22 protein-coding genes and 4 pseudogenes are annotated in these 23,936 nt (G+C 71.4%); 10 read left to right on the forward strand and 16 right to left on the reverse strand.

The annotated features are described in order from the left end of the window. Positions 1 to 413: pseudogene (locus tag ACZ7BZ_RS36415) on the reverse strand (transposase); the annotation flags it as partial. A 266-nt stretch (positions 414 to 679) separates the two neighbouring features. Here ACZ7BZ_RS36415 and ACZ7BZ_RS36420 point away from each other — a divergent pair. Both ACZ7BZ_RS36420 and ACZ7BZ_RS36425 read left to right on the forward strand, forming a co-directional pair. After that, positions 680 to 1,024: a hypothetical protein gene (locus ACZ7BZ_RS36420; RefSeq protein ID WP_470362103.1), complete on the forward strand. Its 345-nt coding sequence runs from the start codon at positions 680 to 682 to the stop codon at positions 1,022 to 1,024. Positions 1,025 to 1,268: 244 nt separating this feature from the next. Then, a complete protein-coding gene (locus tag ACZ7BZ_RS36425) occupies positions 1,269 to 1,826 on the forward strand; it encodes a hypothetical protein (protein ID WP_470362104.1) in 558 nt (185 codons plus the stop codon). Here the strand turns inward: ACZ7BZ_RS36425 and ACZ7BZ_RS36430 are convergent. The 3 genes from ACZ7BZ_RS36430 to ACZ7BZ_RS36440 form a co-directional block, all read right to left on the reverse strand. Continuing rightward, positions 1,792 to 1,956, reverse strand: a complete 165-nt coding sequence (locus ACZ7BZ_RS36430; RefSeq protein WP_470362105.1) for a transposase — start codon at positions 1,954 to 1,956, stop codon at positions 1,792 to 1,794. The genes ACZ7BZ_RS36425 and ACZ7BZ_RS36430 overlap by 35 nt on opposite strands. Beyond that, on the reverse strand, positions 1,917 to 2,534 hold the full coding sequence (locus tag ACZ7BZ_RS36435) for an IS5 family transposase (RefSeq protein WP_470362106.1): 618 nt from the start codon (positions 2,532 to 2,534) through the stop codon (positions 1,917 to 1,919). The genes ACZ7BZ_RS36430 and ACZ7BZ_RS36435 overlap by 40 nt, the downstream gene beginning before the upstream one ends. Positions 2,535 to 2,639: 105 nt before the next feature. Then, positions 2,640 to 3,800, reverse strand: a complete 1,161-nt coding sequence (locus ACZ7BZ_RS36440; protein WP_470362107.1) for a serine hydrolase domain-containing protein — start codon at positions 3,798 to 3,800, stop codon at positions 2,640 to 2,642. 553 nt (positions 3,801 to 4,353) lie between these two features. Between ACZ7BZ_RS36440 and ACZ7BZ_RS36445 the strand changes: the two genes are divergently transcribed. Continuing rightward, entirely contained in the window at positions 4,354 to 4,956 is a 603-nt protein-coding gene (locus ACZ7BZ_RS36445; RefSeq protein WP_470362108.1) for a hypothetical protein, read from the forward strand. Positions 4,957 to 5,106: 150 nt separating this feature from the next. Here the strand turns inward: ACZ7BZ_RS36445 and ACZ7BZ_RS36450 are convergent. Beyond that, a pseudogene (locus ACZ7BZ_RS36450) lies at positions 5,107 to 5,400 on the reverse strand (transposase); the annotation flags it as partial. A 284-nt stretch (positions 5,401 to 5,684) separates the two neighbouring features. Continuing rightward, positions 5,685 to 6,794: a cytochrome P450 gene (locus tag ACZ7BZ_RS36455; protein ID WP_470362109.1), complete on the reverse strand. Its 1,110-nt coding sequence runs from the start codon at positions 6,792 to 6,794 to the stop codon at positions 5,685 to 5,687. 362 nt (positions 6,795 to 7,156) lie between these two features. On the opposite strand from ACZ7BZ_RS36455, the pseudogene ACZ7BZ_RS36460 reads away from it, so the two are divergent. After that, positions 7,157 to 8,138: pseudogene (locus tag ACZ7BZ_RS36460) on the forward strand (IS481 family transposase). Positions 8,139 to 8,451: 313 nt separating this feature from the next. Here ACZ7BZ_RS36460 and ACZ7BZ_RS36465 read toward each other — a convergent pair. Continuing rightward, on the reverse strand, positions 8,452 to 9,411 hold the full coding sequence (locus ACZ7BZ_RS36465; protein WP_470362110.1) for a pirin family protein: 960 nt from the start codon (positions 9,409 to 9,411) through the stop codon (positions 8,452 to 8,454). Between the two features lie 167 nt (positions 9,412 to 9,578). Then, positions 9,579 to 10,262, reverse strand: coding sequence for a ribulose-phosphate 3-epimerase (gene rpe / locus ACZ7BZ_RS36470; RefSeq protein ID WP_470362111.1), 684 nt, complete (start codon positions 10,260 to 10,262; stop codon positions 9,579 to 9,581). 249 nt (positions 10,263 to 10,511) lie between these two features. On the opposite strand from rpe, the gene ACZ7BZ_RS36475 reads away from it, so the two are divergent. After that, complete coding sequence (locus tag ACZ7BZ_RS36475; protein ID WP_470362112.1) at positions 10,512 to 11,369, forward strand: SCO6745 family protein; 858 nt, start codon at positions 10,512 to 10,514, stop codon at positions 11,367 to 11,369. A 251-nt stretch (positions 11,370 to 11,620) separates the two neighbouring features. Beyond that, positions 11,621 to 12,472 (forward strand): SCO6745 family protein, encoded by an 852-nt coding sequence (locus ACZ7BZ_RS36480; RefSeq protein ID WP_470362113.1) that lies wholly within the window; start codon positions 11,621 to 11,623, stop codon positions 12,470 to 12,472. Between the two features lie 156 nt (positions 12,473 to 12,628). Here ACZ7BZ_RS36480 and ACZ7BZ_RS36485 read toward each other — a convergent pair whose 3' ends face one another. The 6 genes from ACZ7BZ_RS36485 to ACZ7BZ_RS36510 form a co-directional block, all read right to left on the reverse strand. After that, entirely contained in the window at positions 12,629 to 13,342 is a 714-nt protein-coding gene (locus ACZ7BZ_RS36485) for a C39 family peptidase (RefSeq protein ID WP_470362114.1), read from the reverse strand. A gap of 36 nt (positions 13,343 to 13,378) precedes the next feature. Then, positions 13,379 to 13,990: a DUF4188 domain-containing protein gene (locus tag ACZ7BZ_RS36490; protein ID WP_470362130.1), complete on the reverse strand. Its 612-nt coding sequence runs from the start codon at positions 13,988 to 13,990 to the stop codon at positions 13,379 to 13,381. Positions 13,991 to 14,084: 94 nt separating this feature from the next. Continuing rightward, a complete protein-coding gene (locus ACZ7BZ_RS36495) occupies positions 14,085 to 14,699 on the reverse strand; it encodes a TetR/AcrR family transcriptional regulator (RefSeq protein ID WP_470362115.1) in 615 nt (204 codons plus the stop codon). A 77-nt stretch (positions 14,700 to 14,776) separates the two neighbouring features. Next, the gene (locus ACZ7BZ_RS36500) at positions 14,777 to 15,763 is read right to left on the reverse strand and encodes an aldo/keto reductase (protein WP_470362116.1); all 987 of its coding nucleotides are present in this window, start codon (positions 15,761 to 15,763) and stop codon (positions 14,777 to 14,779) included. Positions 15,764 to 15,847: 84 nt separating this feature from the next. Further along, entirely contained in the window at positions 15,848 to 16,681 is an 834-nt protein-coding gene (locus ACZ7BZ_RS36505; protein ID WP_470362117.1) for an ABC transporter permease, read from the reverse strand. Continuing rightward, positions 16,681 to 17,658, reverse strand: coding sequence for an ATP-binding cassette domain-containing protein (locus tag ACZ7BZ_RS36510; protein ID WP_470362118.1), 978 nt, complete (start codon positions 17,656 to 17,658; stop codon positions 16,681 to 16,683). The genes ACZ7BZ_RS36505 and ACZ7BZ_RS36510 overlap by 1 nt, the downstream gene beginning before the upstream one ends. Before the next feature lie 154 nt (positions 17,659 to 17,812). On the opposite strand from ACZ7BZ_RS36510, the gene ACZ7BZ_RS36515 reads away from it, so the two are divergent. After that, positions 17,813 to 18,517 (forward strand): TetR/AcrR family transcriptional regulator, encoded by a 705-nt coding sequence (locus tag ACZ7BZ_RS36515; protein ID WP_470362119.1) that lies wholly within the window; start codon positions 17,813 to 17,815, stop codon positions 18,515 to 18,517. 70 nt (positions 18,518 to 18,587) lie between these two features. Here the strand turns inward: ACZ7BZ_RS36515 and ACZ7BZ_RS36520 are convergent. Next, positions 18,588 to 19,964 (reverse strand): annotated as a pseudogene (locus ACZ7BZ_RS36520) (pyridoxal-phosphate dependent enzyme). 122 nt (positions 19,965 to 20,086) lie between these two features. After that, complete coding sequence (locus ACZ7BZ_RS36525) at positions 20,087 to 20,518, reverse strand: SRPBCC family protein (protein WP_470362120.1); 432 nt, start codon at positions 20,516 to 20,518, stop codon at positions 20,087 to 20,089. 765 nt (positions 20,519 to 21,283) lie between these two features. Here ACZ7BZ_RS36525 and ACZ7BZ_RS36530 point away from each other — a divergent pair. From ACZ7BZ_RS36530 to ACZ7BZ_RS36540, 3 genes are all read left to right on the forward strand, one after another. Next, positions 21,284 to 22,063: an AfsR/SARP family transcriptional regulator gene (locus ACZ7BZ_RS36530; protein WP_470362121.1), complete on the forward strand. Its 780-nt coding sequence runs from the start codon at positions 21,284 to 21,286 to the stop codon at positions 22,061 to 22,063. A gap of 61 nt (positions 22,064 to 22,124) precedes the next feature. Further along, the gene (locus ACZ7BZ_RS36535; RefSeq protein ID WP_380454737.1) at positions 22,125 to 22,730 is read left to right on the forward strand and encodes a dTDP-4-dehydrorhamnose 3,5-epimerase family protein; all 606 of its coding nucleotides are present in this window, start codon (positions 22,125 to 22,127) and stop codon (positions 22,728 to 22,730) included. A gap of 61 nt (positions 22,731 to 22,791) precedes the next feature. Then, on the forward strand, positions 22,792 to 23,799 hold the full coding sequence (locus ACZ7BZ_RS36540; RefSeq protein ID WP_470362122.1) for a Gfo/Idh/MocA family protein: 1,008 nt from the start codon (positions 22,792 to 22,794) through the stop codon (positions 23,797 to 23,799). Positions 23,800 to 23,936 lie beyond the last annotated feature (137 nt).

Consider the following 23,936-nt stretch of genomic DNA (forward strand, 5'->3'; position numbering starts at 1 on the left):
TTCGGTGAGCAGGTGGATCTTCGACCCGTACTTGCCTCGATCCACAGGATTCGGACCCGTCAGCTCCCCCTTTTCAGGGCTCGCATGTTCACCGACTCGACCACGCACCTCGACCAGTCCAGCTCGCCCCGCGAGCCCAGCTCGTCCAGGACGACGCGGTGGAGCTTCGCCCATACCCGAGCCTTGCTCCACTCGGTGAAGCGGCGATGAGCAGTCGGCCCGGACGGGCCGAAGCAAGGCGGCAGTTGGGCCCAGGTGCAGCCAGAGGTCGCGACGAACACGATCGCCGCCAGAACCTCCCGATCCCCATGGCGACGCCGACCACCACCCTGCGGACGCGTCGGCGCCTCCGGCACCACCAACTGGAACAGCTCCCACAACTCGTCCGGCACCAGACGCTCCACGATCAGCACGCCCGGAGTCTACTCACCCAAATGAGATGACTTCTAAAGGCCCCGGGGCGATGCATCTTGTGTGCCATCACTTGGCATCACCTGTCCGTCAGATTTGGTACCAGCCTGGGCGAACCCGAGCTCAATCTGGGGAGCGGCGCAGGATGATTCTGCCGATTCGGGTCAGGGTCGGCCCATGACGGCGCATCACCCGCGCATGGACCTGTGACCGGAGTGGAAGACTCCACGCGCCCTACATCGTCAAGAACCGCAGATTGGGATCCAACATGCCTGACATCACACCCACCGACATCACCGGCGGCAGCAGCCCCGATTCCGACGCAGCCGCAGCCGCAGCCGCAGCCGCAGCCGAGGGATCGGACCTCGTCATCCCCGCGACACAGCCCACCACGGAGACCGGCACACTGAGCCTGCGCTACGTCGACGGCGCGGCCGTTCTCGTTGTCACCGGCGGCAACGCGGTCCCCGGAGAACTCCCGGTCGTCGACGCGAACGGGAACGCCGTCGCGACCTACACCCCCGGGAAGCCCACCGCTCCCACGACCGCCAGGTCCCTGGACATCCAGATCCCCGATTACAAGATTTACGACGTGATCCAGGCAGCCGGGTAGGCCCCTGTTCGGGGCAACACCCCAGCGGACCGTCACACCGAGTTGGTCAACATCACCCGTCCCGATCCGGAGTACGCAAGCGAGGGCACCGTCGCCCTCGGCCTGCCGGGCGAACGCGGGGGCGCCCCTGAGAAGCCGTTGTCGTACCGAACTAGATCGGCGTGTTTCCGCAGCTCAGGCATGACTTCGACATGGGCGGGGCAGGCTCGGGGCATCGGGTTTTCTCGTCGGTGGAGGTGCCGGGATGGCGTCGGTCGTGGGTCTGCTGGAGGAGCGGGAACTGGCTGCGCGAGAGCGCGTCGAGGGGCTGCGGGAGGCGGCGGACCGGGTGCTCGCTGAACTCGCGGAGGCGGAGACGGATTGGCAGGAGTGGCTGATCGCCCGCCAGCGGGTCGGCGAGGTCCTGTCCGCACCGCATCCCCGGGATGCCGGTGTGGCCGGCCCGGAACCTGAAGAGCCCTCCGCGTCGGAGCCGGAACCCGTTCCGGACACGCCGGCCGAGGTCCGCCCGCCGAGGGCGGCTCGTGCGGGCTCGATCGTCCCGGTATGGCGGCCCGCGTTGGTGGCAGACGTGCTGGCTGTGGACTACCAGCGCATCCTTTCTGTTCTGGCCGAACGCAGGGCGGATGGAGACGGGGAGATGACTTGTCAGGAGGTTGCCGCTGTCCTGGGGTTGGCCCCGGTCCCGGCGAGCGTGGAGGGCGTGCGGTCGAAGATGAAGCGGCTGGCGGACCGAGGCTGGGCCGTCGAGCCGTCCCCGGGCAGGTTCACGCTCGCCGCCGGGCCAGGCGCCTCGTCATGAGCATCGTCATCGACCAGAGCACCATCTGCTCGTGGACGGCGGGCAGCGTCTCGTAGTCACGCACCAGGCGCCGCGAGCGCATCAGCCAGCTCAGCGTGCGTTCGACCACCCAGCGCCTCGGCAGCACCACGAAGCGGACGCGTCGTCGCTTCGCCTGGCGATCTCAAGGGTCAGTCGCAGTGCCTGATTCGCCCAGGTGACCAAGCAGCCCGCGTAGCCACCGTCGGCCCAGAGCAGGACGATCTTCCGGCAACGGGCCCGCACATGCTCTAGCAGCGGCATCGCTGCGTCCCGGTCCGTCACGTTCGCGGCGGTGACCAGCACGGCCAGCAGCAGTCCGAGGCAGTCGACCACGATGTGACGCTTGCGCCCCGGCACCTTCTTCGCCCCGTCGTACCCGCGTGAGGACGCCGGGACCGTGGCCGCCGCCCGCAGCGACTGTGCGTCGATCACCGCCGCGGTCGGCTCCGGGTCCCGGCCGGCGTCCTCGCGCACCAGGCCCCGCAGCCGGTCGTGCAACTCGGCCAGCAGGCTCCGTGCCCGCCACCGCCGCACGAAGGCGTAAACGCGGTCCCAGGCAGGGAAGTCAGCCGGCATCGCCCGCCACTTGATCGCGCTGTCGACCAGGTAGCGGACCGCGTCCAGCAGCTGCCGGTGGCAGTAACCCTCCGGCTGCCCGCCCCGTCCTTCCGAACCGATGCTCACCATGACCGGTACGGCAACGGCTTCTCATGCCCGGTAAGCAGCGAGATCACCCGACCGAGCCACACCAGTCGAACCCGCGTCCATCAAAATCGTTACGGCAACGGCTTCTCAGGGGCACAGGGCCGCGTCGACGGCGCCGAGGGCGGGAGCCAGGTCGCTGGCGCCGGTCGGCTCGACGGTCAGCGTGACGCTGGCGGCGCGTCCGTCCTCGGTGGCGGCACTCCAGGTGCCGTAGCCCGGGATGCCGCCGTTGTGGAACCACACGGTCGTGCCGCAGGACAGCGTCGCCGGCACAATCCCCAGTCCGATGCGGAAGCCGGGGTGCCCCGTATCGACGGTGGCACGCATCTGCTGGAGCTGGGGGTCATCGAGGAGGCGGTGGCCGCGCATGAGCTCGGAGAAGAACGTGGCGAGGTCGGAGTCGGTGGACACCATCGCGCCGCCCGCCCAGGCCGCGGAGGGGTCGATCTCGGTGACGTCACGCAGCGATCCGCCCGGGCCGTCCGTGCGGTAGCCCTGGGGGTGGCGCTCCCGGAAGGTGGTCTCGCCAGGGGCGGGAAAGTAGGTGTGGCGCAGCCCGATGGGCTGGATGACGCGCCTGTCGACAGTCTCGGCGAGGGGACGGCCGGTGACCTTCTCCACGACCAGGCCGGCCACCAAGTAGTTCGTGCTGCTGTACCCCCAGGCCGTGCCCGGACGGAAGGCCGCTTCGTGCCGGAGTGCGATGTCCAGGGCGTCGCGGGGCGAGAGGTAGCGGCCCCGGAGGATGGACTCGGTGACGTCCGGCTCGTACTCGGGGAGTCCGGCGGTGTGCTGCAGGAGTTGACGCACCGTGATGTCGCGCCCGTCGATGCCCTTCCCGCGCACGAGACCGGGCAGGTACTTCTCGACCGGGTCGTCGAGGCCTATCTTGCCCTCACCGACCAGTTGCAGCACAACCACCGCGGTGAACGTCTTGGTGACGCTGCCGATCCGCACCTGGCCGTCCCTGGGCACCTTCGCACCGGTGTCCCGGTCCCCGACCCCCGCGGTGTAGGTACGGATGCGACCGGCCCCGTCACGGACGGCGGCCAGCGCGCCGGGCACGCGGTCGGGGTCGACCAGCGCGTTCAGGCGCTGCTGGACGGCGTCCGGCTTGGCGGCCCCCGGGGCGGCGACGGCGGACGGGGCGAGCGCGCCGACCGCGAGGGCGTTGGCGGCCACGGCGATGGCGACGGTCGTCGCCGTGCGGCGCGACGAGCAGAACCGTCGTGTCGTTTGAGAGTTCACGGAATGTCACCTCTGCTGGTACATGCGATGCGGGATGCGCGCCAGGGTCTCCCGGCGCCGTTTCCACGACATCACGCGGTCGAGAGGGCAGTCATCGCCGTCGAGGACGACGGGGCGCCAGGGGCGTAGATCCCCCGTCCTCCCGGCCCCTCCTCCTGGCGGCGTATGCGGACCACTGCCCACTCCGCGTCGGTCATGTCCGAGGGGTACCTCGGACGCCTGTGCGGCCGGTCCCCGGCGTTCCCGCGCCGGTGAGCGAGGCAATCACACGACAGGGATGCGGAGTTGGAAGGCAACGCCACGGAGGCGGAAGCCTGCGGCACCAGGGGCCTCCTGTTGCCCGGCTGGATTCGACGCCCACGAGCTGTGCGGGAGGCCCCACTTTCATGCCCGGCCGACCAGAAGATCACCCGACCGAGTCGGCAGACTCGAACTCACGATCGCCAAGATCGATAGAGCAACGGCTACTCATGTCCCGCAACTCCTGCCCGAGCACTGGCTCCACCAGCACTTCGACGCCCCGGTCGACGCACACCGGGCACTGAGGCGGGCCGTGCCCATCCACCTGGTCCAGATGATCGCGGGCGGATCACTGCGGCACGGCGCCGCCCGGCTCGACCTGCCGTGGGCCACAGCGCAGTGGTCGCTGTTCGACGTCCGCCGCGGCCTGACTGCCGCAGGAGCCGCCACCGAACTGAGCGTCGGCCTCCAACGACTCGCCGACCATCTGGACTCGGCGCCGCACCTGGTCAACTACCACCGGCGCCGTCACGCCCTCACCACCTGGTCCCTGCCCGAAGCAGACTGGCACCGCTTGCGCGAGCACCTGCCAGAACGCACCGGCCGACGCTTCGACCATGTCCGCCGCGACACCGCCGCCGTCCTAATCTGGATGGACGTCACCCAGGGCCACCACCATCAAGCTCCGCTCGTCCAGCAAGCGCGCGCCGCAGCACACCCCTCCCGCGGTCCGCTCATCGTCTCGATTACGGAGACCCTTTCCCAACGCCGCAACGACCGTGCCTGGGAACTCCGACCGATCGCCGCCGACCTCGACACCTATGCGCGCCATCTCGCTGCCGAAGTCGACCAGCCGGGCGGACCCGCCTGCGTGCCAGTACCCGACGGCGGTGCCGGCTCGTTGCCCAGGGCATGACCAACACCATCCGCCGCATGCTGACCGACGCCGGACTCGCCAGCGCCGCGCTCCTCGTCGCCGCCGGTCCCGCATCGGCTGCCGCCAGCTCGCAAGGCCTCTCGCTCTTCAACATCCAGGGCAATGAGCTTCCCCCGCTGTACGGGAGGCGTTGATCACCCACACCACCGGGTCGACCACCGGGACCGTCTTGACGGCCACCGCCCGCAGCACCTGAGCGTGGTCCCACGGCGACTGGTTCACAAACTGCTGCAAGGCCTGCATGTCCCCGTCCGGCAGCCGCTCCGCCATCGGCTGGATCGACTTCCTACGACCGTCCAACATCAACCCACGCAGGTAGCAGTCGCCCCATCCGCGCGTGTCCTTCCGCGACACCGAGGCGAACACCTCGGCCACAAACGCGGCTAACTCGCCGCGAAGCTTCTCGATCTCCCCCAAGTCCACGCCGACCAGCATGCCGGACATACAGCACCAAGATCAAAACAACCTAACGAAGTACTACTAGAAGACCAATGACGATCTTGCTGGGTGTTGGCCGACGGGCGGAGAGCTCCGTGGTTCATCGTTGTCCTCACGACGCAGTTCGCTGGAGCGCGGAAATTCGTGGCGGATCTCCAGGTCGACAGTGATCACGGCGGGCACGCATGCCCGGCAGCTGGACTGCGGCCCACTCTTGGCGAGGAGATTCCTGATGACCGCCTGCCTATGGCGTGCAGGTACGGAGGGCGTCAGCCCGGTCCGCCGACCATGGGCGCAGGAGGGTACGCGCGCGCCGGGCTGTGGGTGAGGGGCAGTTCGGTGATGCCGTGCAGTCGCAGGGACGTCCTTCGGCGTATGGGGCTGGTGGGGTCGGCGAGGCTGAGGCCCGGTAGGTGCAGCAAGTGGGTGAGGGCGGTGTGGAGTTGGATGCGGGCCAGGGCCGCGCCGGGGCAATGGTGGGGGCCGCGGCCGAAGGCGAGGTGAGAGGTACAGGTCCGGGTGGGGTCGAAGCGGTCGGGGTCGGTGTGGCGGGCTCCGTCGCGGTTGGCGGAGGCGAGGCTGAGCAGGACCGTTTCTCCGGCGCGTATCGGGGTGCCGGCGATGGTGAGGTCCTGGCGGGCGAAACGCGGGACGGCCAGGGCGGTGGGGGCGCTGTGACGGAGGAGTTCTTCCACCGCTGACGGCAGAAGGTGGGGGTGGGTGCGCAGGGCGTGGGCGTGGTGGGGGTGGGTGAGGAGGAGGTGGGCGCTGTGGGCGATGGCGTGGGTGATGTTCTCGATGCCAGCCCACCAGATTTGGAAGGCGAGGGAGAGGAGTTCGTCGGGGGTTATGCGGTGGTGGGTGCGGGCCCACGACGCGAGCAGTCCGTCGGTGGGGTGGTGGTGTCGGGTGAGGTGGTGAGTGAGGAGTTGGTGGACGCCTGTGACGGCCTGGTCGAGTTGGTCGTGGCGGGTATGGGTGACCATGGCCGTGGTCCAGTGGGCGAGCTCGGGGCGTTTACGGGCGGGGAGGCCGAGCAGGTCGGCGACGATGGTCGTCGGCAGGGGGATGGCGAAGTCGGCGATCAGGTCGAAGGCGGTGCGCCGGGTGAGGCCGGACAGGAGCCGCTCGGTGACGACTCTGACGCGGGGGCGCAGAGTTTCGCTGTGGCGGGCGGAGAAGGCCGGCGCGGTGATACGCCGCAGCCGGGTATGTCCCGCTCCGTCACGGCTCAGGAGGTTGTCCGCCAGCGGGGCGGGCAGCATGAAGCCGCCGCTCCCGGCGTGGGTGGTGGGGCGCTCCACTGTCAGGCGTGGGTCGGTGAAGGCTCGTCGTACGTCGGCGTCATGGGTGAACATCCACGACACGCCGTCAGCCATCCGAATCCGATGAACGGGAGCTTGTGCCCGCAACCTGGCCAGTGCCGGGTAGGGGTCGGTAACTAGCCTGCGGTCAAAGGGCATGGGTGGAGGTGCACTTCCTCGGTTCGAGGGGGAGCCCGGTCATGAGAGGGCTCCGGCGGGCCACCACCGACCGCCCGGGAGGATTCGTGACGATCTTGGGTTCTGGCCCGCTGCCTGAGCGACGGGCCAGAACCCAAGGTGACGAATCCGCCGGGCAGTCTGACGGTCAGCGCCGGCGCCGTGCTGTACCGGGTTTCAGGGCGCCAAGGCCGTTCGTTTCCGGTGGACCTCCGGTGTGGTGGAGGTGCCTAGGCTCCACACCACATACGGAGGTCTTCGTGTCCCACCGTAATGCCCGCTTGACCGTGCACGGCAGGCGGCTCCTGGTGGATCGTGTCCGCTCCGGCCGACCGGTCGCGCACGTCGCGGCCGAGATGGGCGTCTCCCGGGCCACCGCCCACAAGTGGGTGCGGCGCTGGCGGGCCGAGGGCGAGACGGGCCTGCTGGACCGCTCCAGCAGGCCCCTCTCCACCCCGCACCGCACACCCGCCGCCGCCGAGGCCCGGGTCTGCGAGCTCAGGCGGGAACGAAAGCTCGGCCCGGCCCGGATCGGCCCGATCCTCGGCATCCCGGCCTCGACGGTGCACCGGATCCTGGCCCGCCACGGCCTCAACCGCCTCGCCTGGCTCGACCGGCCAGCGGCGAACCGATACGCCGCTACGAACGCGAGCGTCCGGGCGAACTCGTCCACGTCGACATCAAGAAACTCGGCAACATCCCGGACGGAGGCGGCTGGCGCACGGTCGGCCGCGAGGCTGGCGACCGCAACCGCCAGGCGACCACCACCGAACGCAGCAGCCGCACGCCGGTGATCGGCTACAGCTTCGTCCACTCGGCCGTGGACGACCACACCCGCCTCGCTTACAGCGAGGTCATCACCGACGAGCGCCAGGACACCGCGGCCGCGTTCTGGCAGCGCGCACACGCCTTCTTCGCCGGCCACGGCATCACCGTCGAACGCGTCCTGACCGACAACGGCTCCTGCTACAAGTCCAGGCTCTTCACCCGGACCCTGACCGATGCCGACATCGCCCACAAACGCATACGCCCCTACCGGCCACAGACCAACGGCAAGGTCGAACGCTTCAACCGCACCCTCCTCGAAGAATGGGCCTACCAGCGCGCCTACACCAGCACGACGAACGCACCGCCGCCCTGACCGACTTCCTGCACCAGTACAACTACCATCGCTGCCACACCGCACTCGGAGGCCAACCCCCGATCAGCCGCGTCAACAACCCTGCGGGTCAATACACCTAGCCAGCTCGCAGGACGTTGTGGCCGCGAGCCAGTGCACACCGCCCCTGATCACTCGAACCTCGATGTCACGCGCTCGAACTTCGCCGCCCCGAAAAATCTGACGCTCCATCAGAAATGTCAGCAAAAAGTCAGCATCGATCCGATCAAACCCTGCCACAGGCAGTCACACTTGAGATTCACCGAGCCCTTGATTCCGATCTGTCGGGGTCGCCCTCCGGACAGCCGGCTTCAGTTCGCGACGAGCCCAGGCCACTCCCGACACATCCACCGCCAGCGCGGCTTCGCAGACCACGGCGAAGGCCGTTCCCGCAGGTCAGCGCACCCGACCGCGCGCCTTCAGTGGAATCAACGGAAGCTCCGGAGCCGGCAGTCGGGCGCCGTCGTAGCCGTGCACCTCGCCGAACCGAACACCCTTCTCCCAGTCGTTTCGTGCCTGTACGATCTCCTCACCGGATCGGCCGATGAAGTTCCACCACATGACGATCCGCTCGTCGAAGGGCTCGCCGCCGAGGAGCAGCACCGAGGCGTCGGAGCGGGCGAGGAGCGGGAGTTCGCGGCGGCCGCAGCCGAGGTAGAGCATGGAGCCGGGTTCGACCGGGACGCCGTCGACGTCGATCCGGCCGGTCATGGCGAGGACGGCGTACTCGAACCCGGGGACCAGTGGGAGCCGGAGGTCCGTCCCGTCGGTGAGGGCCAGGTCGGCGCCGACCAGCGGGGTGTGGGTGGTGCCGGGCGAGGTGGCGGTGTCCAGGGTGCCGAGGATGACGGTGGCGCGCAGGCCCGGGGCGGTGACCTCGGGCAGTTCGGGGTGGTGCTCGAACGAGGGGGCGGTGTGCCGGCGGGCGTCCGGCAGGGCGACCCAGAGCTGGGCGCCGTGCAGGAAGCGGGCGTGCGGGCGCGGGGACTCCTCGGAGTGGGAGATCGCCCGGCCGGAGGTCATCAGGCCCAGTTCGTACGGCCGGACGGTCTGCAGGCTGCCGAGGCTGTCGCGGTGCAGCACCTCGCCCTGGTGGAGCCAGCTGACCGTCTGCAGGCCCATGTGGGGGTGTGGCGGCACCTGCATGCCGGGCTCGCCGGCGATGTCATCGGGGCCGTAGTGGTCCACGAAGCACCAGGCGCCGACCATCCTGCGGCCCAGGTTGGGGAGCAGCCGGCGGACCACCGTGCTCTCACCGAGCGGTACTCGACGACCCGTCAGCAGATCCTTCACTGGTCCGCCGCTGGCCTCGCGGCCGCAGTCGGTCGGGGCGGGCCTGAGGTCGAGGTTGCTCATCGCGGTTCCACCACCGTACGAGGAGGGCCGGGCGGGAGAGGGGTCGCACCGTCACCGATCATCCGCCACGGTGCGACGTTCCTCCACCCGCGCCCGGCCATCCGGCGGCCCCGGGCCCGACGCCCGACGCCCTGCGGTCCTGCGGGACCGGTCCCGCAGAGCCGATCTCAGTGCTCGCAGGCCCACCAGGCGTCGACAGAGGCCTTGGCGGCCAGCTCGCGCAGGTTGCGGACGGCCGCGGCCGGGTCCTCGGCCCCGTAGACGGCCGAGCCGGCGACGAAGACGTCCGCGCCGGCCTCGGCGCAGCGCTCGATGGTGGCCGCGGAGACGCCGCCGTCGACCTGCAGCCACAGCTCCAGGTCGTGCTTGGCGATCAGCTCCCGGGTGCGGCGGATCTTGGGCAGCATGATGTCCAGGAAGGCCTGGCCGCCGAAGCCGGGCTCGACCGTCATGATCAGCAGCATGTCCAGCTCGGGCAGCAGGTCCTCGTACGGCTCGATCGGGGTGCCCGGCTTGAGCGCCATCGAGGCGCGGGCGCCCTTGGCGCGGATCTCACGGGCCAGCCGGACGGGCGCGGCGGCGGCCTCGACGTGGAAGGTGATGGAGCCGGCGCCGGCCTCGACGAATTGCGGGGCCCAGCGGTCCGGGTCCTCGATCATCAGGTGACAGTCGAGCGGGATGTCGGTGGCCCGGGCGAGCGACTCGACCACCGGGACGCCCAGGGTCAGGTTCGGCACGAAGTGGTTGTCCATGACGTCCACGTGCAGCCAGTCGGAGCCCCGGACGGCCTCGGCCTCGTCGGCGAGCCGGGCGAAGTCCGCGGACAGGATGCTGGGGCTGATCTGGGGCATGGCCGACTACCTTCGTGCGGGGGCTTGCGAGGGCTGGACGCCCGGAGGCGCTTCGTCCCATCATCTCGCGCCCGGCCACCGGCGGACGCACCCCTGGTACATCGCGTGACGGTGATCACACCCGGCCCGGGGGTTACCGGGGCCGTCGCGGTGGCCATCAGCACCTGTGCGGCCCGGCACCCGCCGGCCGCATCCCCGACCTCACGGACAGCACAGCAGCCGTCGAGCCCCCGTCCAGGAAGGCCCCCGATGTCCGATCCCGCCGTTCACCCCGCCCGCGCCCTGTGGTGGCTCTACGAGCCGGTGTACGCCGTCACCTTCCTGCAGCCCGAGAGCCGGGCGGCCTTCGAGGCGGCCGGGCTGGACGGCGGCTGGCGCGGCTACTTCGCCGGCCGCTCGGCCCCGTTGGGCGCGGTGGACGCCCCACCGGTGACCGCCGCGTTCTTCAGCTTCGCCCCGGCGATGGTCGAACGCGCCCTGCCCGAGGTGTGGACCGCGGCGAGACCCGAGCAGGCGCTCGCCGCCCGGACGGCCGGCTCGGCGGCGGCGCTGACCCGGCTACTGGCGCCGGTGGAGCCCGAGCGGATCGAATCGGCGGCGACGGCACTGGAGCGGGCGGTGGCCCGCTTGGACTGCGCCGGCCGGGTGCTGGCCGCCGCCAACGCCGCGCTCCCCCGGCCGGAGAACGCCCACGGGCGACTGTGGCAGGCCGCGACCGTGCTGCGCGAGCACCGCGGGGACGGCCATGTGGCCGCACTGGTCGCGGCCGGGCTGGACGGCTGCGAGGCCTCGGTGCTGCACTGCGCGGTGGACGCCCGCCGCGAGGTGCTCCAGCCGATGCGCGGCTGGACGGACGCCGACTGGGAGGCCGCCACGGCCCGCCTGGCCGAGCGCGGCTGGCTGACCGCCACCGGCGCGGTCACCGAACTCGGCCGGATCCGCCGTCAGTCCCTGGAGGCGGCCACCGACCTGGCCGCCGGCCGGATCTGGGAGGGCCTGCCGGACGGTGAGCTCGACCGCCTGGCAGCCCTGTTGCGGCCGATCGCGGTGCTCTGCCGGGCCCAGCTGCCGGTCAACCCGCTGGCGATGCCGCCGGTACAGCCGTAGTCCCGCGCGCGCCTTCCCACACCCCCGCGGCCACCCCCACGGCCACCTCCACGGCATCCGAGTGACCGGCATCACACCCCGCCGGGGGATTACCGGGGCCGACCCGGTGGTCATCAGCAGGTGAACGGATCACGCACCCGCCCGAGCGGCCCCGAACCCCGCCGCTCGGGTGGCCGCGTGGCCGTGCTGTGCCGTGCCGACCAGTCGAGCCCCCCGCACCCGCCCGGAGCTCCTCCCGAGGAAGGTCCCCGATGGCCGATCTCGTCCATCCCGCCCGCGCGCTCTGGTGGCTCTTCGAGCCGGTGCACGCCGTCACCTACTTCCAGCCCGAGTGTCGCGACGCCTTCGAGGAGGCCGGGCTCCGCGGCTTCTGGCGCGGCTACTTCGCCGGCCGCTCGGCACCGCTCGGCGCGGTGGACGCCCCACCGGCGACCGCCGCGTTCTTCAACTTCGCCCCGGCGATGGTCGAACGCGCCCTGCCCGCGGTCTGGTCTCTGGCGAGCCCGGAGGAGGCGCTGGCAGCCCGCGGCAAGGGCGCGGGCGCCGCGCTGGCCCGGCTACTGGAACACGTGGACCGCGCGCAGGTCGAGCGGGCGGTGGAGACGCTGGAGCAGGCCGCGGCCCGACTGGACTGCGTCGGCCGGGTGCTGGCCGCCGCCAACGCCGCGCTCCCGGCGCCGACCGGGCTCTACGAGCGGCTCTGGCGGGCCGCCACCGTGATGCGCGAGCACCGCGGGGACGGCCATGTGGCCGCGCTGGTCACCGCCGGGCTGGACGGCTGCGAGGCGCTGGTGATCCGCTGCGCGATGGACATGCGGCGCGAGCAGCTCCAGCCGGTGCGCGGCTGGACGGACGCCGAGTGGGAGGCCGCCGCCGGTCGCCTGGTCGAGCGCGGCTGGCTGACCGCCGCCGGCGCGGTCACCGAACTCGGCCGGATCCGTCACCAGTCCCTGGAGGCGGCCACCGACCTGGCCGCCGCCCGGGTCTGGGAGGACTATCCGCGGGCCGAACTCGACACGCTGGCCGGCGCGTTGAAGCCGATCTCGGCACTGTGCCGGAGCGGCCTGCCGTTCTATCCGGTGGGGCTGCCGGACAACGGCTGACCGCCACCCCGGGCCACCGGCCGGTCCTGGCCGGCCGGTCCTGGCCGGCCGATGCCGGTCAGGTCGATGCCGGTCAGGTCGATGCCGGTCAGGTCGATGCCGGTCAGGTCGATGCACGGCCGGTCGATGCACGGCCACCCCGGCCTACCGGCCCCGCTACCCCGGACTACCGGCCGACCCCTGGCCGGTCGATCCCCGACCGGCCGACACCCGGCCCCCGACGGCGCCGGGCGGGCCGAGCACGATCCCCCGCCCGGCGTAGAACGGCCCGAAGGAGCGCCACGGCACCCGCGCGAAGGCCTGCGACTCCCCCGGGAACCCGGAGGGGTTGTGGATCAGCAGCGCCGTCTCGGTGGCGCCAACCGCCAGCACCAGGTGGCCGCCGCGCCGGACCGGCTCCGGGCCGTCCGGCTCCCGGATCGACGGGTGCACCGACAGCATCACCAGTCGCCCGCCGGCCACCTCGGCCCCCACCTGGGCTGGCGTCAGCTCGGCGGCCCGGGCCGCCAGTCCCCAGCGCCGCCGGGCGTAGTCGGCGAACGGCGTGTGGACCAGTCCGCGCAGGCTCTCACCGTCCCGGACGTACGCACCGGCGGCCAGACACTCGGCCGCCAGCACCATCGCCGCCGGGGTCACACCCCACCAGTGCTCCAACGCCATCCGCAGACAGGCCACCCCGCACAGCCGCCAGGACCACCACGCGTACTCCTCCGGGGTGGCCGCCCCCGACTGGCCCCAGCGCGGGTCGCGCGCCGCGTCCAGCCGCCCGTCCACGATGTCCCGCACCAGCTCCGCGGACTCCCACTGCGCCCGGTACGGCACCTCGTGCACCACCCGCGCCGGTCGCGCGGCGCCGCCCTGATCGACCATCCCCCGACGCTCCCACACCGGGGCGGCCGGACGGACTCACGACACTCCTGGAGCCTCCGCCCGGGCGTCCCCCTCGGCCTCCACCTGGGTGTCGTCCTTGCCGCCGTCCGGCCGGGCGTCCGTGTCCGCCTCCGTCTGGGTGCCCTTCCCGCCGTCCGACCGGAAGGCCAGGCGCTGGGCGGCGTGCCGGCCGCGCGCCTCCAGCGGCAGCTGGCCGGTGGCGCCGGCCAGGCCGAAGGCCGGCATGTCGAAGTAGATCGACTCGTAGCCGCCCTCCGGCACGACGTACGTCTCGTGCCAGAGCCCGACGTGCCGGTGCGTCTTCCCCTCCCGCACCATCCGGTTGGCGATGCCCCACACCGTGTGGTGGAAGCCGTCCGGTGCGCTCGCGTAGCGGTACAGGTGCTCCTTCGACTCCCAGTACTGGACGACGTAGTACGTCCGCGGCGAGGCGGTGAGCAGTATGCGCCCGCGCAGGCCCCGTTCGGGGCTGCGGCGCAGCTCGTACAGCATCCGGAACATCGCGAACATCACCGGGCCCCAGTGGTGCAACGCCCAGAACCGGTTGATCCGCATGCCGATCAGCAGCACCACGGTGTCGCCGGTGGCACCGGCGGTGGTGTAGCCCGGCAGTGGCTTGGCGAACAACGGCATCTGCGCCTCCCCCGACTCGCCCTCATGTGATCGGCGATTACATCAGCGCGCACCGGACCGGTCAAGACTCGCTGCAACCACAATTCCTTTACCGCTCAAGCTGGTTGACGGTCCCGGCGATCCCCGCACGGAAGGTGTCCAGCACCCGGACGGCCAGCTCCTCCGCCCGCTCGGCCGGCAGGTAGCCGTCCACGATCATCTGCGCCAGCCCGTACACCAGCGCCTGCCCGGACAGCAGCACCAGCTCCGGGTCGCCGGGCCCCACCCGGCCCGCCGCCTGGTCCGCCGCGATCAGCCCGGCGAACGCCCGCTCCAGGCCGTCCACCCGCTCCCGCAGCTCCGGGTCCCCGGCGGCCGTGAACACCCGCGAGCGCACCAGCTCGAACCGTCGCGGATGGCGCAGCGCGTACCGCACGAACCCCAGCCCGAGCGCCCGCATCGCCGACCCCCCGACCGCCTCGGCGGCCACCACCTCCGCCTCCTGCCAGCGCGCGAAGTCCGCCAGCACCCGGTCCGCCACCGCGGTCAACAGCGCCCGCCGGTCCGCGAAGTGCCGGAACGGCGCCCCCGCCGACACCCCCGCCCGGCGCGCCACCTCCCGTACGCTGACCTTCTCCTGCCCCTGCTCGTCCACCACCTCGAACGCCGCCGCCACCAACGCCTCCGGCAGCGCCCCGTGGTGGTACGCACTCCGCTCCGTCATGCCTGCCTTGCTACCACAGCAGGGCGGGTCGCCGGGCCGGCCTCGACCTCCCGACCGGGGGCCGAGGCCGCCATGGCCTACCAGGCGTAGTCCTCCGGGGCGGGCTTGTGGCCGGGGAAGAGTTCGTCGAGGCGGTCCAGGGTCTTCTGGTCCAGCTTCAGGTCGAGGGCCGCGAGGGCGGCGTCGAGGTGGGCCGGGGTGCGGGGGCCGATGATGGGGGCGGTGACGGCGGGGCGGGAGAGCAGCCAGGCGAGCGCGAGCTCGGCCGGGTCGGTGCCGAGTTCGGCGGCGAAGTCCTCGTAGGCCTGGAGCTGCTCGCGGTACTTCTCCAGCTGCTCGTTCGCGTAGCCGAGGGCGCCGCGCACCCGGGTGCCCTCGCGTTCCTTGCGCAGGATGCCACCGAGCAGGCCGCTGCGCAGCGGGGACCACGGGAGCAGGCCGAGGCCGTAGTGCTGGAGGGCCGGGATGACCTCCAGTTCGATCGCCCGGTCGAGCAGGTTGTAGAGGGACTGCTCGCTGACCAGACCGAGGAAGTTCCGGGAGCGGGCGGCCTCCTGGGCCTGGGCGAGGTGCCAGCCGGCGAAGTTGCTGGAGCCGACGTAGATGATCTTGCCCTGGGCGACCAGCACCTCCATCGCCTGCCAGATCTCCTCCCAGGGCGTGTCCCGGTCGATGTGGTGCATCTGGTACAGGTCGATGTGGTCGGTCTGCAGCCGCCGCAGGCTGGCCTCGACGGCCTTGCGGACGGCGAGCGCGGAGAGCCGGCCCTCGTTGGGCCAGTCGCTCATCTCGGCGTAGGCCTTGGTGGCGAGCACGGTGCGCTCGCGGCGGCCGCCGCCCCGGGCGAACCAGCGGCCGATGATCTCCTCGGTGCGGCCCTTGAGGTTGCCCTCGGGGTCGCGGCCGTAGGAGTTGGCGGTGTCGAAGAAGTTGATGCCGCGCTCGTGGGCGGTGTCCATCAGGCGGTGGGCGTCGGCCTCCTCGGTGTGGGGGCCGAAGTTCATGGTGCCGAGGCAGAGGCGGGAGACGGTCAGGCCGGTGCGGCCGAGGTGGGTGTACTCCATGGCGCCCCACCTAAGGCCACACCGGCCACGGTGTCCAGCACATTTCGGCGGAACGGGCGGGTCACCGCCCGTCGACGGCCGAGTTCACCGCCCGTGGGTGGCGAACTTCCGTACGGCCAGCGGCCCGCAGAGCACCAACAGCAGGGCGCTCCACAGCAGCGTGGCCAGGACGGCGTGCTGCATCGGCCAGGCGGTGCCGGGCGCCGCCGGGTTGCCGAACAGCTCGCGGGCGGCCTCCACCACCGAGCTGATCGGGTTCCAGTCGGCGATCACCCGCAGCCAGCCGGGCATCCCTCCGGTGGGCACGTACGCGTTGGTGACCATCGCCAACGGGAAGACGACGACGGAGAGTTGGCCGGCCGCCGCCTCCTTGCCGACGGCCAGGCCGAGCAGCGTGCCAACCCAGGTCATCACGAACCGGAAGAGCAGCAGCAGAGCGAACGCCTCCAGCGCGTCGGCGGCGCCGTGCCGGGCGCGCCAGCCCGTGGCCAGCCCGACCAGTGCCAGCAGGGTCAGGACGACCACGGTGACCAGCAAGTCGGCGAGGGTCTGTCCGAGCAGCAGCCCGGTGCGGGAGACCGGCATCGAGCGCAGCCGGTCGGTGACCCCGCGACCGACGTCGCGGGCGGCGCCGACCATGGTGGGCATGATGCCGTTGGTGGCGACCATGGCGAACAGTCCGGGCATCAGGAACTCCCGGTAGTCCCCGCCGCCGGGCACCTGCATGGCGCTGCCGAAGACGTAGCCGAAGACCACCACCATGACCACCGGCACGCCCAGCGAGGCTGCCAACAGGCCGGGCGAGTGGCGGTAGTTGAGCAGGATGCGGAGCATCGAGGTGCCGGTGTCGGCGACCAGCCGGGTGCCGAGCGAAGGGCGCGCGGCGGTGGGGACGGCAGTGGGGACGATGGAGGACATCAGGCGGCCCTTCCCAGGTCGGCGGTCTCCCGGGACTTCCCGGTGAGCGCGAGGAACACGTCGTCCAGCGAGGGCGCCCGGACGGCGACGTCCTCGGCGATGACCCCGGCGGCGTCCAACCCCCGGACCAGCGCGGGCAGCAGGACGCTCACCCCGGGACCGGTGAGCACCGTGACCGCCCGCTCGGCCAGGTCCACCTGGGCGTCACCGCCGGACAGTGCGGACAACACCACGGCGGCGGCGCCGAGTTGGCCCGGATCGGCCAGGGTGACGGAGACCTGGCTGCCGATCGCCGCCTTGAGCCTGGCCGGTGGGCCGGTGGCGATCGCGGCGCCGTGGTCGACCACCACGACGTCGTCGGCCAGCCGGTCGGCCTCCTCCAGGTACTGGGTGGTGAGCAGCACGGTGGTGCCGCCGTCGGCCAGCTCCTTGACGGTGTCCCAGATTCCCTGACGGCTGCGCGGGTCGAGCCCGGTGGTGGGCTCGTCCAGGAAGAGCACCGGCGGGCTGGTGACCAGACTGGCGATCAGGTCGAGGCGTCGGCGCATGCCGCCGGAGTAGGTGCGGACCAGCCGGTCGCCGGCCTCGGCGAGGTCGAAGCGGGTCAGCAGTTCGTCGGCGCGCGCCCGGGCCCGGCGGGCGCCGAGGCGGTGCAGCCGGCCGAACAGATGGAGGTTGTCGCGGCCGGTGATGCCCTCGTCCAGCGCGGCGTGCTGCCCGGCCAGGCCGATCGCCCGCCGGACCTCCTCGGCGTCGCGGACGGCGTCGCACCCGGCGACCCGGACGGTGCCCCGGTCGGGGGCGACCAGGGTGGCGAGGACGCGCACCGCGGTGGTCTTGCCGGCGCCGTTGGGGCCGAGGAGGCCGCAGACCGTGCCGGCCGGGACGGTCAGGTCGAGACCGCGCAGGGCTTCGGTGGCCCCGAAGCGCTTCTCGACGCCCGCCATCTCGATTGCGGGTCGGGTGGTATCGGACATGACTCTGCCCTTCTCTAGGTACAGCGTACGTAGAAGCTGAGGATGATGCTACTACGTACGTCGTACGTATCTAAGATGGGAGCGAGGTGATCTCCCAGTGCCGTCCAGCAAGCCCCCGAACAGTGCAGCGCGACCCGAGGAACCCCAGAAGCCGGTGCCCCCCGAGGCCCCCGAGCTGATCTGGCTGCGCCCCGAGCGCGCCGGCCGCGGCCCCCGGCCCGCCCACAGCCGCGACTCGATCGCCGCGGCAGCGATCGTGATCGCCGATGCCGAGGGCCTGGACGCGGTCTCGATGCGCCGGGTCGCGGCCGCGCTCGGCGCGGGCACCATGTCGCTCTACAACTACGTGCCGAAGAAGGAGCACCTGCTCGACCTGATGCTCGACGCCGCCTGCGGCGAGTACCGGCTGCCCCCGTCGCCCAGCGGCGACGTCCGGGCCGACCTCGCGAGCCTCGCCCACGAGCAGCTCACCATCTTCCGCCGCCACCCGTGGCTGCCCGGCCTGGTCATCGCCCGCCCCGGCATCGGCCCCAACGCCCTGCGCTACACCGACCACTTCCTCGCCGTCACCGCCCCCACCGGCCTGCCGGGCGGGGTGCGGATGGAGGCGATGGCGATGTTCAACGGCTTCATCTGCCAGTTCGCCCAGTACGAGCAGACGGCCGCCGCGGGCGCCAAGTGGCAGGCGGAGATGGTCGGTTACCTCACCCAGGCGGCGATGAGCGGCGCCTACCCCAACCTCGCCCACGCCTTCGCCACCGCCGGCCCGCCGGCCGACCCGGACCAGGCCTTCGACCGCACCCTGAACCGGGTCATCCTCGCCGTCCTGGCGACCCCGCAGGACAGTCAGGCCCCTTGAGGCCGGCCGGCTCAACAGGTCACGCCGGCTCAGCGGGTGGCGCCAGGCCGTGCCGGCTCGGCGGGTTCCGCTAGCTCAGCAGGTCCCGCGACAGCACCCCCGCCAGCCGGCCGTCCACCAGGACCACCACGGCCGGGTGGCCGCCCGCCAGCGCCGCCCGGGCCCGCGCCGCCGACTGCCCGACCCCCACCGTCGGCAGGGCCGGCCCGAGCAGCGGGCGCACCGGGCCGTCCGGCTTGGCCCCGCCGTCGGCCAGCGCCGCCGCCAGCACCTCCCGGGACACCGAGCCGATCACCTCCCCCGCGGCCACCCCGTACGGCCGCGCCGCCCGCGGCAGCACCACCGGCACCACCCCGCCCGGTGCGGCCCGCAACGCCGCCAGCGCCTCGGCGACGCTCGCATCCGCCCCGACCGTCACCAGCGCTCCGGCGGCGTCCAGCAGCACCCGCAAGCCGTCCCCCTCCTCCTCCAGGAAACCCCACTCCCGCATCCACACGTCACTGTGCACCTTGGACAGGTAGGACCGCCCCGAGTCCGGCAGCAGCACCACGACCACGTCCTCCGGCCCCAGCCCGCGCGCCACCCGCAGCGCCGCCGCCACCGCCGTACCGGAGGACGGACCGGCCAGCAGGCCCTCCTCCCTCGCGAGTTGACGTGCCATCAGGAGTGACTCGCGGTCCGGGATCCGCTCGAAGGAGTCGACCACCTCCGAGCGGTAGGCCTGCGGCCAGCGGTCCTCGACCGTCTCGGGGTGGAGGAAGTGGCCGATGCTCTCGACGAACCACGGGCTGCCGTCCCCGCCGCCGTACGAGGAGGACTCCGGGTCCGCGCCGATCACGGTCACGGCCCCGCCGGACACCTGCTTCAGGTACCCGCCGGTGCCGGTGACGGTGCCGCCGGTGCCGACGCCCGCGACGAAGTGGGTCACCCGGCCGCCGGTCTGCTCCCAGACCTCCGGGCCGGTGGTCCGGACATGGGCATCGGGGTTGGCCGGGTTGTCGTACTGATTGGCCAGCCAGGCGCCGGGGATCTCCTCGGACAACCGCGTGACCACGTTGAACAGGTGCCGCGGATCCTCCCGCGCCACCGAGGTCATCGCGAGCACCACTTCGGCGCCGTACGCCCGCAGGATGTCCGCCTTCTCCGGCGCCGCCTTGTCGGACACTCCGGCGATCACCCGGTACCCCCGCTGCCGCCCGACCAGGGCCAGCCCGATGCCGGTGTTCCCGGAGGTCGACTAGATGATCGTCCCGCCCGGCCTCAGCAGTCCGTCCCGCTCGGCGGCCAGGACCATCGACAGGGCGGCCCGGTCCTTCACGCTGCCACCGATGTTGAGGAACTCCGCCTTGGCATAGATCGGCGCGGCGATCCCGGCGCCGAGACGGGCGAGGCGGATCAGCGGCGTCCCGCCGATCGCGTCCAGAACGGATTCGTGCACTGCGGCCATCGTGGGCCCCCTTCGCTCGGCATGTCCGAACGAATCTGCCCACACCCGAGGCCGGATAGCCGCCGACCACACTCGGGACGGGCCGGAGCGGAATCCCCGGCCGACCGTTCGCCCCGGCCGGCCTACCTGTTCTCCACCAACTCCTTGAACTGCTCCAGATCCGTCCGCACCGCCTCCTCGACGGCCCGCACCTGCGCGAACCCCTTCGGGCCGCCGAACGCCTCCTGCAGTTCCGCCCCGTCGTACTCCAGCCGCGCCTGCAACGCGCAGTGCCCGCCGTCCAACTCCCTCACGGTGAAAGCGCCTTTCAGCTCCGGGCTGCCGCCGACCGTCTGCCAGGCCAGCACCTGCTCGGCGCCACGATCGGTGAGCTCGGTCTCGAAGCCGCGCCGCTCACCGCCGACGCCGACGTCGAAGTGCGCCCGGTTGTCGTGCTCCGCGAACGCGCTGCGCACGCCGTCCACGAACTCCGGGTACTGGTCGAAGCGGTGCAGCTGCGCCCAGACGTCCTCGGCCGGGGCGTTGATCTCGATCTGCTCCTGCAGCCTGCCCATCGGATGTCCCACCTCCCGAAACCCCCCGTACCGGCGGCCCGGTCGGACTCGGCCGGGCCGTCACGCTCCTTCCAGCCTGCGCCGCCCCGCCAGCCCCCGCACCTTCGTTCGGAACATCCGACGGTGGGGCAACGGCGGATTATCCGCCCACTGTCAACACCGCCTCCGGCTTATCCGGATAAACGGGACCGGTCGCCCGGGAGTGGGGGGTTGCACGACACGGCGGAACCTCTGTGGCCCGCGTGGCGGGAGGGGGCGACGGCCACCGGCCCCTTGGTCTTCCCGGTCGGGCACGCCCTGCGGGCCCGCCGTGTTTCCGCTCGTCCACGGCCCGTGGGCCCGGCCCAAACTCCCCCGCGCCATCCTCCACGAACCCTTCGCCGAAAGCCCCCGAAACCCCCGAGAGTGGCGCCCAGCACCTTTGAACGTCAACGTCAAGCACGCCTGTCCGAAATGGACAGAAGCAGCGCGACTGAATATCGGTTACACCACTAAAATTCTGATAAAACCCCAGCTGCGACCACTCACTCGACCAGTGTGATCTAGATCACAGAACGATCTCTGTAGGCCGTCGCCGGTCGACCTTGCTAGAGTTCCTTTTGGCACGTTCAACTCAGATCAGATTCCTGGCGAGGGGTGACGATACCGGCGACCGCTATCCACGGACAGCCGTTCTCGCCTACTTCATCCTTTCGATCATCGGCACCATTCTCGCCGGGAGTTATTGGGGGAGGCCTGAGCTTGAGATACGAAATCCTTGGCCCGGTGCGCATTGCCATCGACAACGATTCGCCGCCGGTGGGCACGCACAAGATGGAGATGCTCCTGCGGACGCTGCTGATCCGCAACGGCCAGATCCTCTCGCTGGACCAGCTGACCAGGGAGTTATGGGGAGAGTCGCCGCCCGTCCGGGCCCGGGCATCGATTCATGTGTACGTTTCGCAGTTACGCAAGATCCTCAACCGGTTCTCGCGGAACGAAGGCGTCATCACCACCCGCACCCCCGGCTACGTCCTGAACCTCGGACACGACGAGCTCGACCTGGAACTGTTCCTGGCCCTGTCGGAGAAGGGCCGGGTGCAGATGGGCATGCACCGGTACACCGCGGCCGCCCAGACCCTCACCGAGGCGCTCCGGCTGTGGCGCGAGCCGGTCCAGGCGACGTCCTACGAGGGCCCGATCATCCGGGAGTTCGCCAACTGGGCGGAGGAACTGCGGGTCGAGTGCCTCGAGATGCTGGCCCGTTCGCTGCTCTCGGCGAACGAGACCAGCGAGGCCGTGCGCATCCTCTACTCGCTGATCTCCGAGTACCCGCTGCGGGAGAAGTTCCACGCGTTCCTCATGGAGGCGCTCAGTCTGTCCGGCCGGCGGGCGGACGCCCTGGAGGTGTACCAGGCCGCCCGGAACCAGATCCGCACGGAGCTGGGGCTGGAGCCGTGCCGATTCCTCCAGGAGACCCACGAGTACATCCTGCACGACAGGCTCGACAACCTCAGCGTCATCCGTGCCCGCCACGACCGGTTGGCGCAGGCGCACACCGCCTGACCCCGCCCAGCCCGTGGCGGGGCCCCCACCCGTTCAGCCGGAGGAGGCCGTTGTGGACAGTATGGATATCACCGAGATGTCGATTCCCGGTGCGTACCGGATCGGCACGAGACACATTCCGGACCGCCGGGGTAAATTCTACGAGGCGTGGCGGGTCACCGAACTGCTCCAGCAGACCGGCCACCATTTCGAGATCCGCCAGGTGAATTACTCGGTATCGAAGAAGAACACGGTGCGCGGAATCCACGGCACCACCATTCCGCCCGGCCAGACCAAACTGGTCACCTGCGTCCGGGGGGCGGCGCTCGACGTCGCGGTCGATCTGCGGGTCGGCTCCCCGACCTTCGGGACGTTCGACATGACGCTCCAGGAGGCCGACTCCGGAATCGGTGTCTACCTCTCGGACGGCATCGGGCACGCCTTCCTCGCACTGACCGACGACACCTGCATGAACTATCTCTGCGGCGCCGAGTACGTACCGGGCACCATGCTCGACATCCAGGCGTTCGACCCGGCCATAGGCATCCCCTGGGACCGGGACCTGGAAGGCCCTCCGATCATGTCCGAGAAGGACGCGGCGGCACCGACCCTCGCCGAGGCCGCCGCCCTGGGGCTGCTCCCGACCTACGAGCAGGCTCTGGCGTTCACCGCCCCACTCGCTCGCTGAGGTGCCCCGTAACCGGCCCCAGCGGCCGTCCACCGACCGAAACCTCGTTCAAGGAGTTCCGATGGAGCAAGCGGGGAATGCCAGACCGGTCCGAGTCGGGGTGATCGGGTGTGCCGACATCGCCTGGCGGCGCACGCTGCCGGCCCTGGCCGCCGAACCCCTCATCGCGGTCACGGCCATCGCCAGCCGGCAGGAGGAGAAGGCCCGGCAGTTCACCGACCGCTTCGGGGGCGACCCGGTCGAGGGCTACGTCAACCTGCTGGAGCGCGACGACGTCGACGCGGTGTACATCCCGCTGCCGGCCGTCCTGCACGCCGACTGGATCGAGCAGGCGCTGCGGGCCGGCAAGCACGTGCTCGCGGAGAAGCCGCTGACCACCGACCGGAAGCAGGCCGAGCGGCTCTTCCGGATCGCCGACGAGCAGGGCCTGCTGCTGATGGAGAACTTCATGTTCCTCCACCACCACCAGCACCGGCGGGTCGCCGACCTGCTGGCCGACGGCGTCATCGGGGAGGTCCGGTCGTTCTCCGCGAGCTTCACGATCCCGCCCAAGCCCCAGGGCGACATCCGCTACCAGGCGGCGGTGGGCGGCGGGGCACTGCTGGACATCGGCGTCTACCCGATCCGCGCGGCCGGGCTGTTCCTCGGCCCGGGGCTGGACGTCGCGGGCGCGGTGTTCCGCCGCGAGCGCTCCCGGGACGTGGTCGTCGGGGGCAACGCCCTGCTGACCACCGACCAGGGCGTCACCGCGCAGCTGGTCTTCGGCATGGAGCACTCGTACACCAACAGCTACGAGTTCCGGGGCAGCCTCGGGCGGCTCTGGCTGAACCGCGTCTTCACGCCTCCGGCGACGCACCAGCCCGTGGTCAGCATCGAGCGGCAGGACCACCTGGAGCAGATCGTGCTGCCCCCGGACGACCAGTTCGCCAACATCGTCCGGGCCTTCGCCCAGGCGGTGCTGGGGGGCGAGCGTCCGCCGGAGTGGACCGAGAACTCGCTCCACCAGGCGTCCCTGGTCGACGCGGTGCAGGCGAACGCACGGGACTTCGTCTTCTCCGGCGAGGGCTGACGCCGCGTCGGCCGACCGGCGGCCGAAGGACGCCTGCGGGCCGGGGAGATATCCGGAAAAGGGGGGGTCACCAGCCCGCCGACCCGGGACAGGGGAAAAGCCCAAACAACCAAAACCGGCCCGGCAGACCGCCCATC

The sequence above is a fragment of the Kitasatospora sp. NPDC036934 genome (assembly GCF_055608425.1).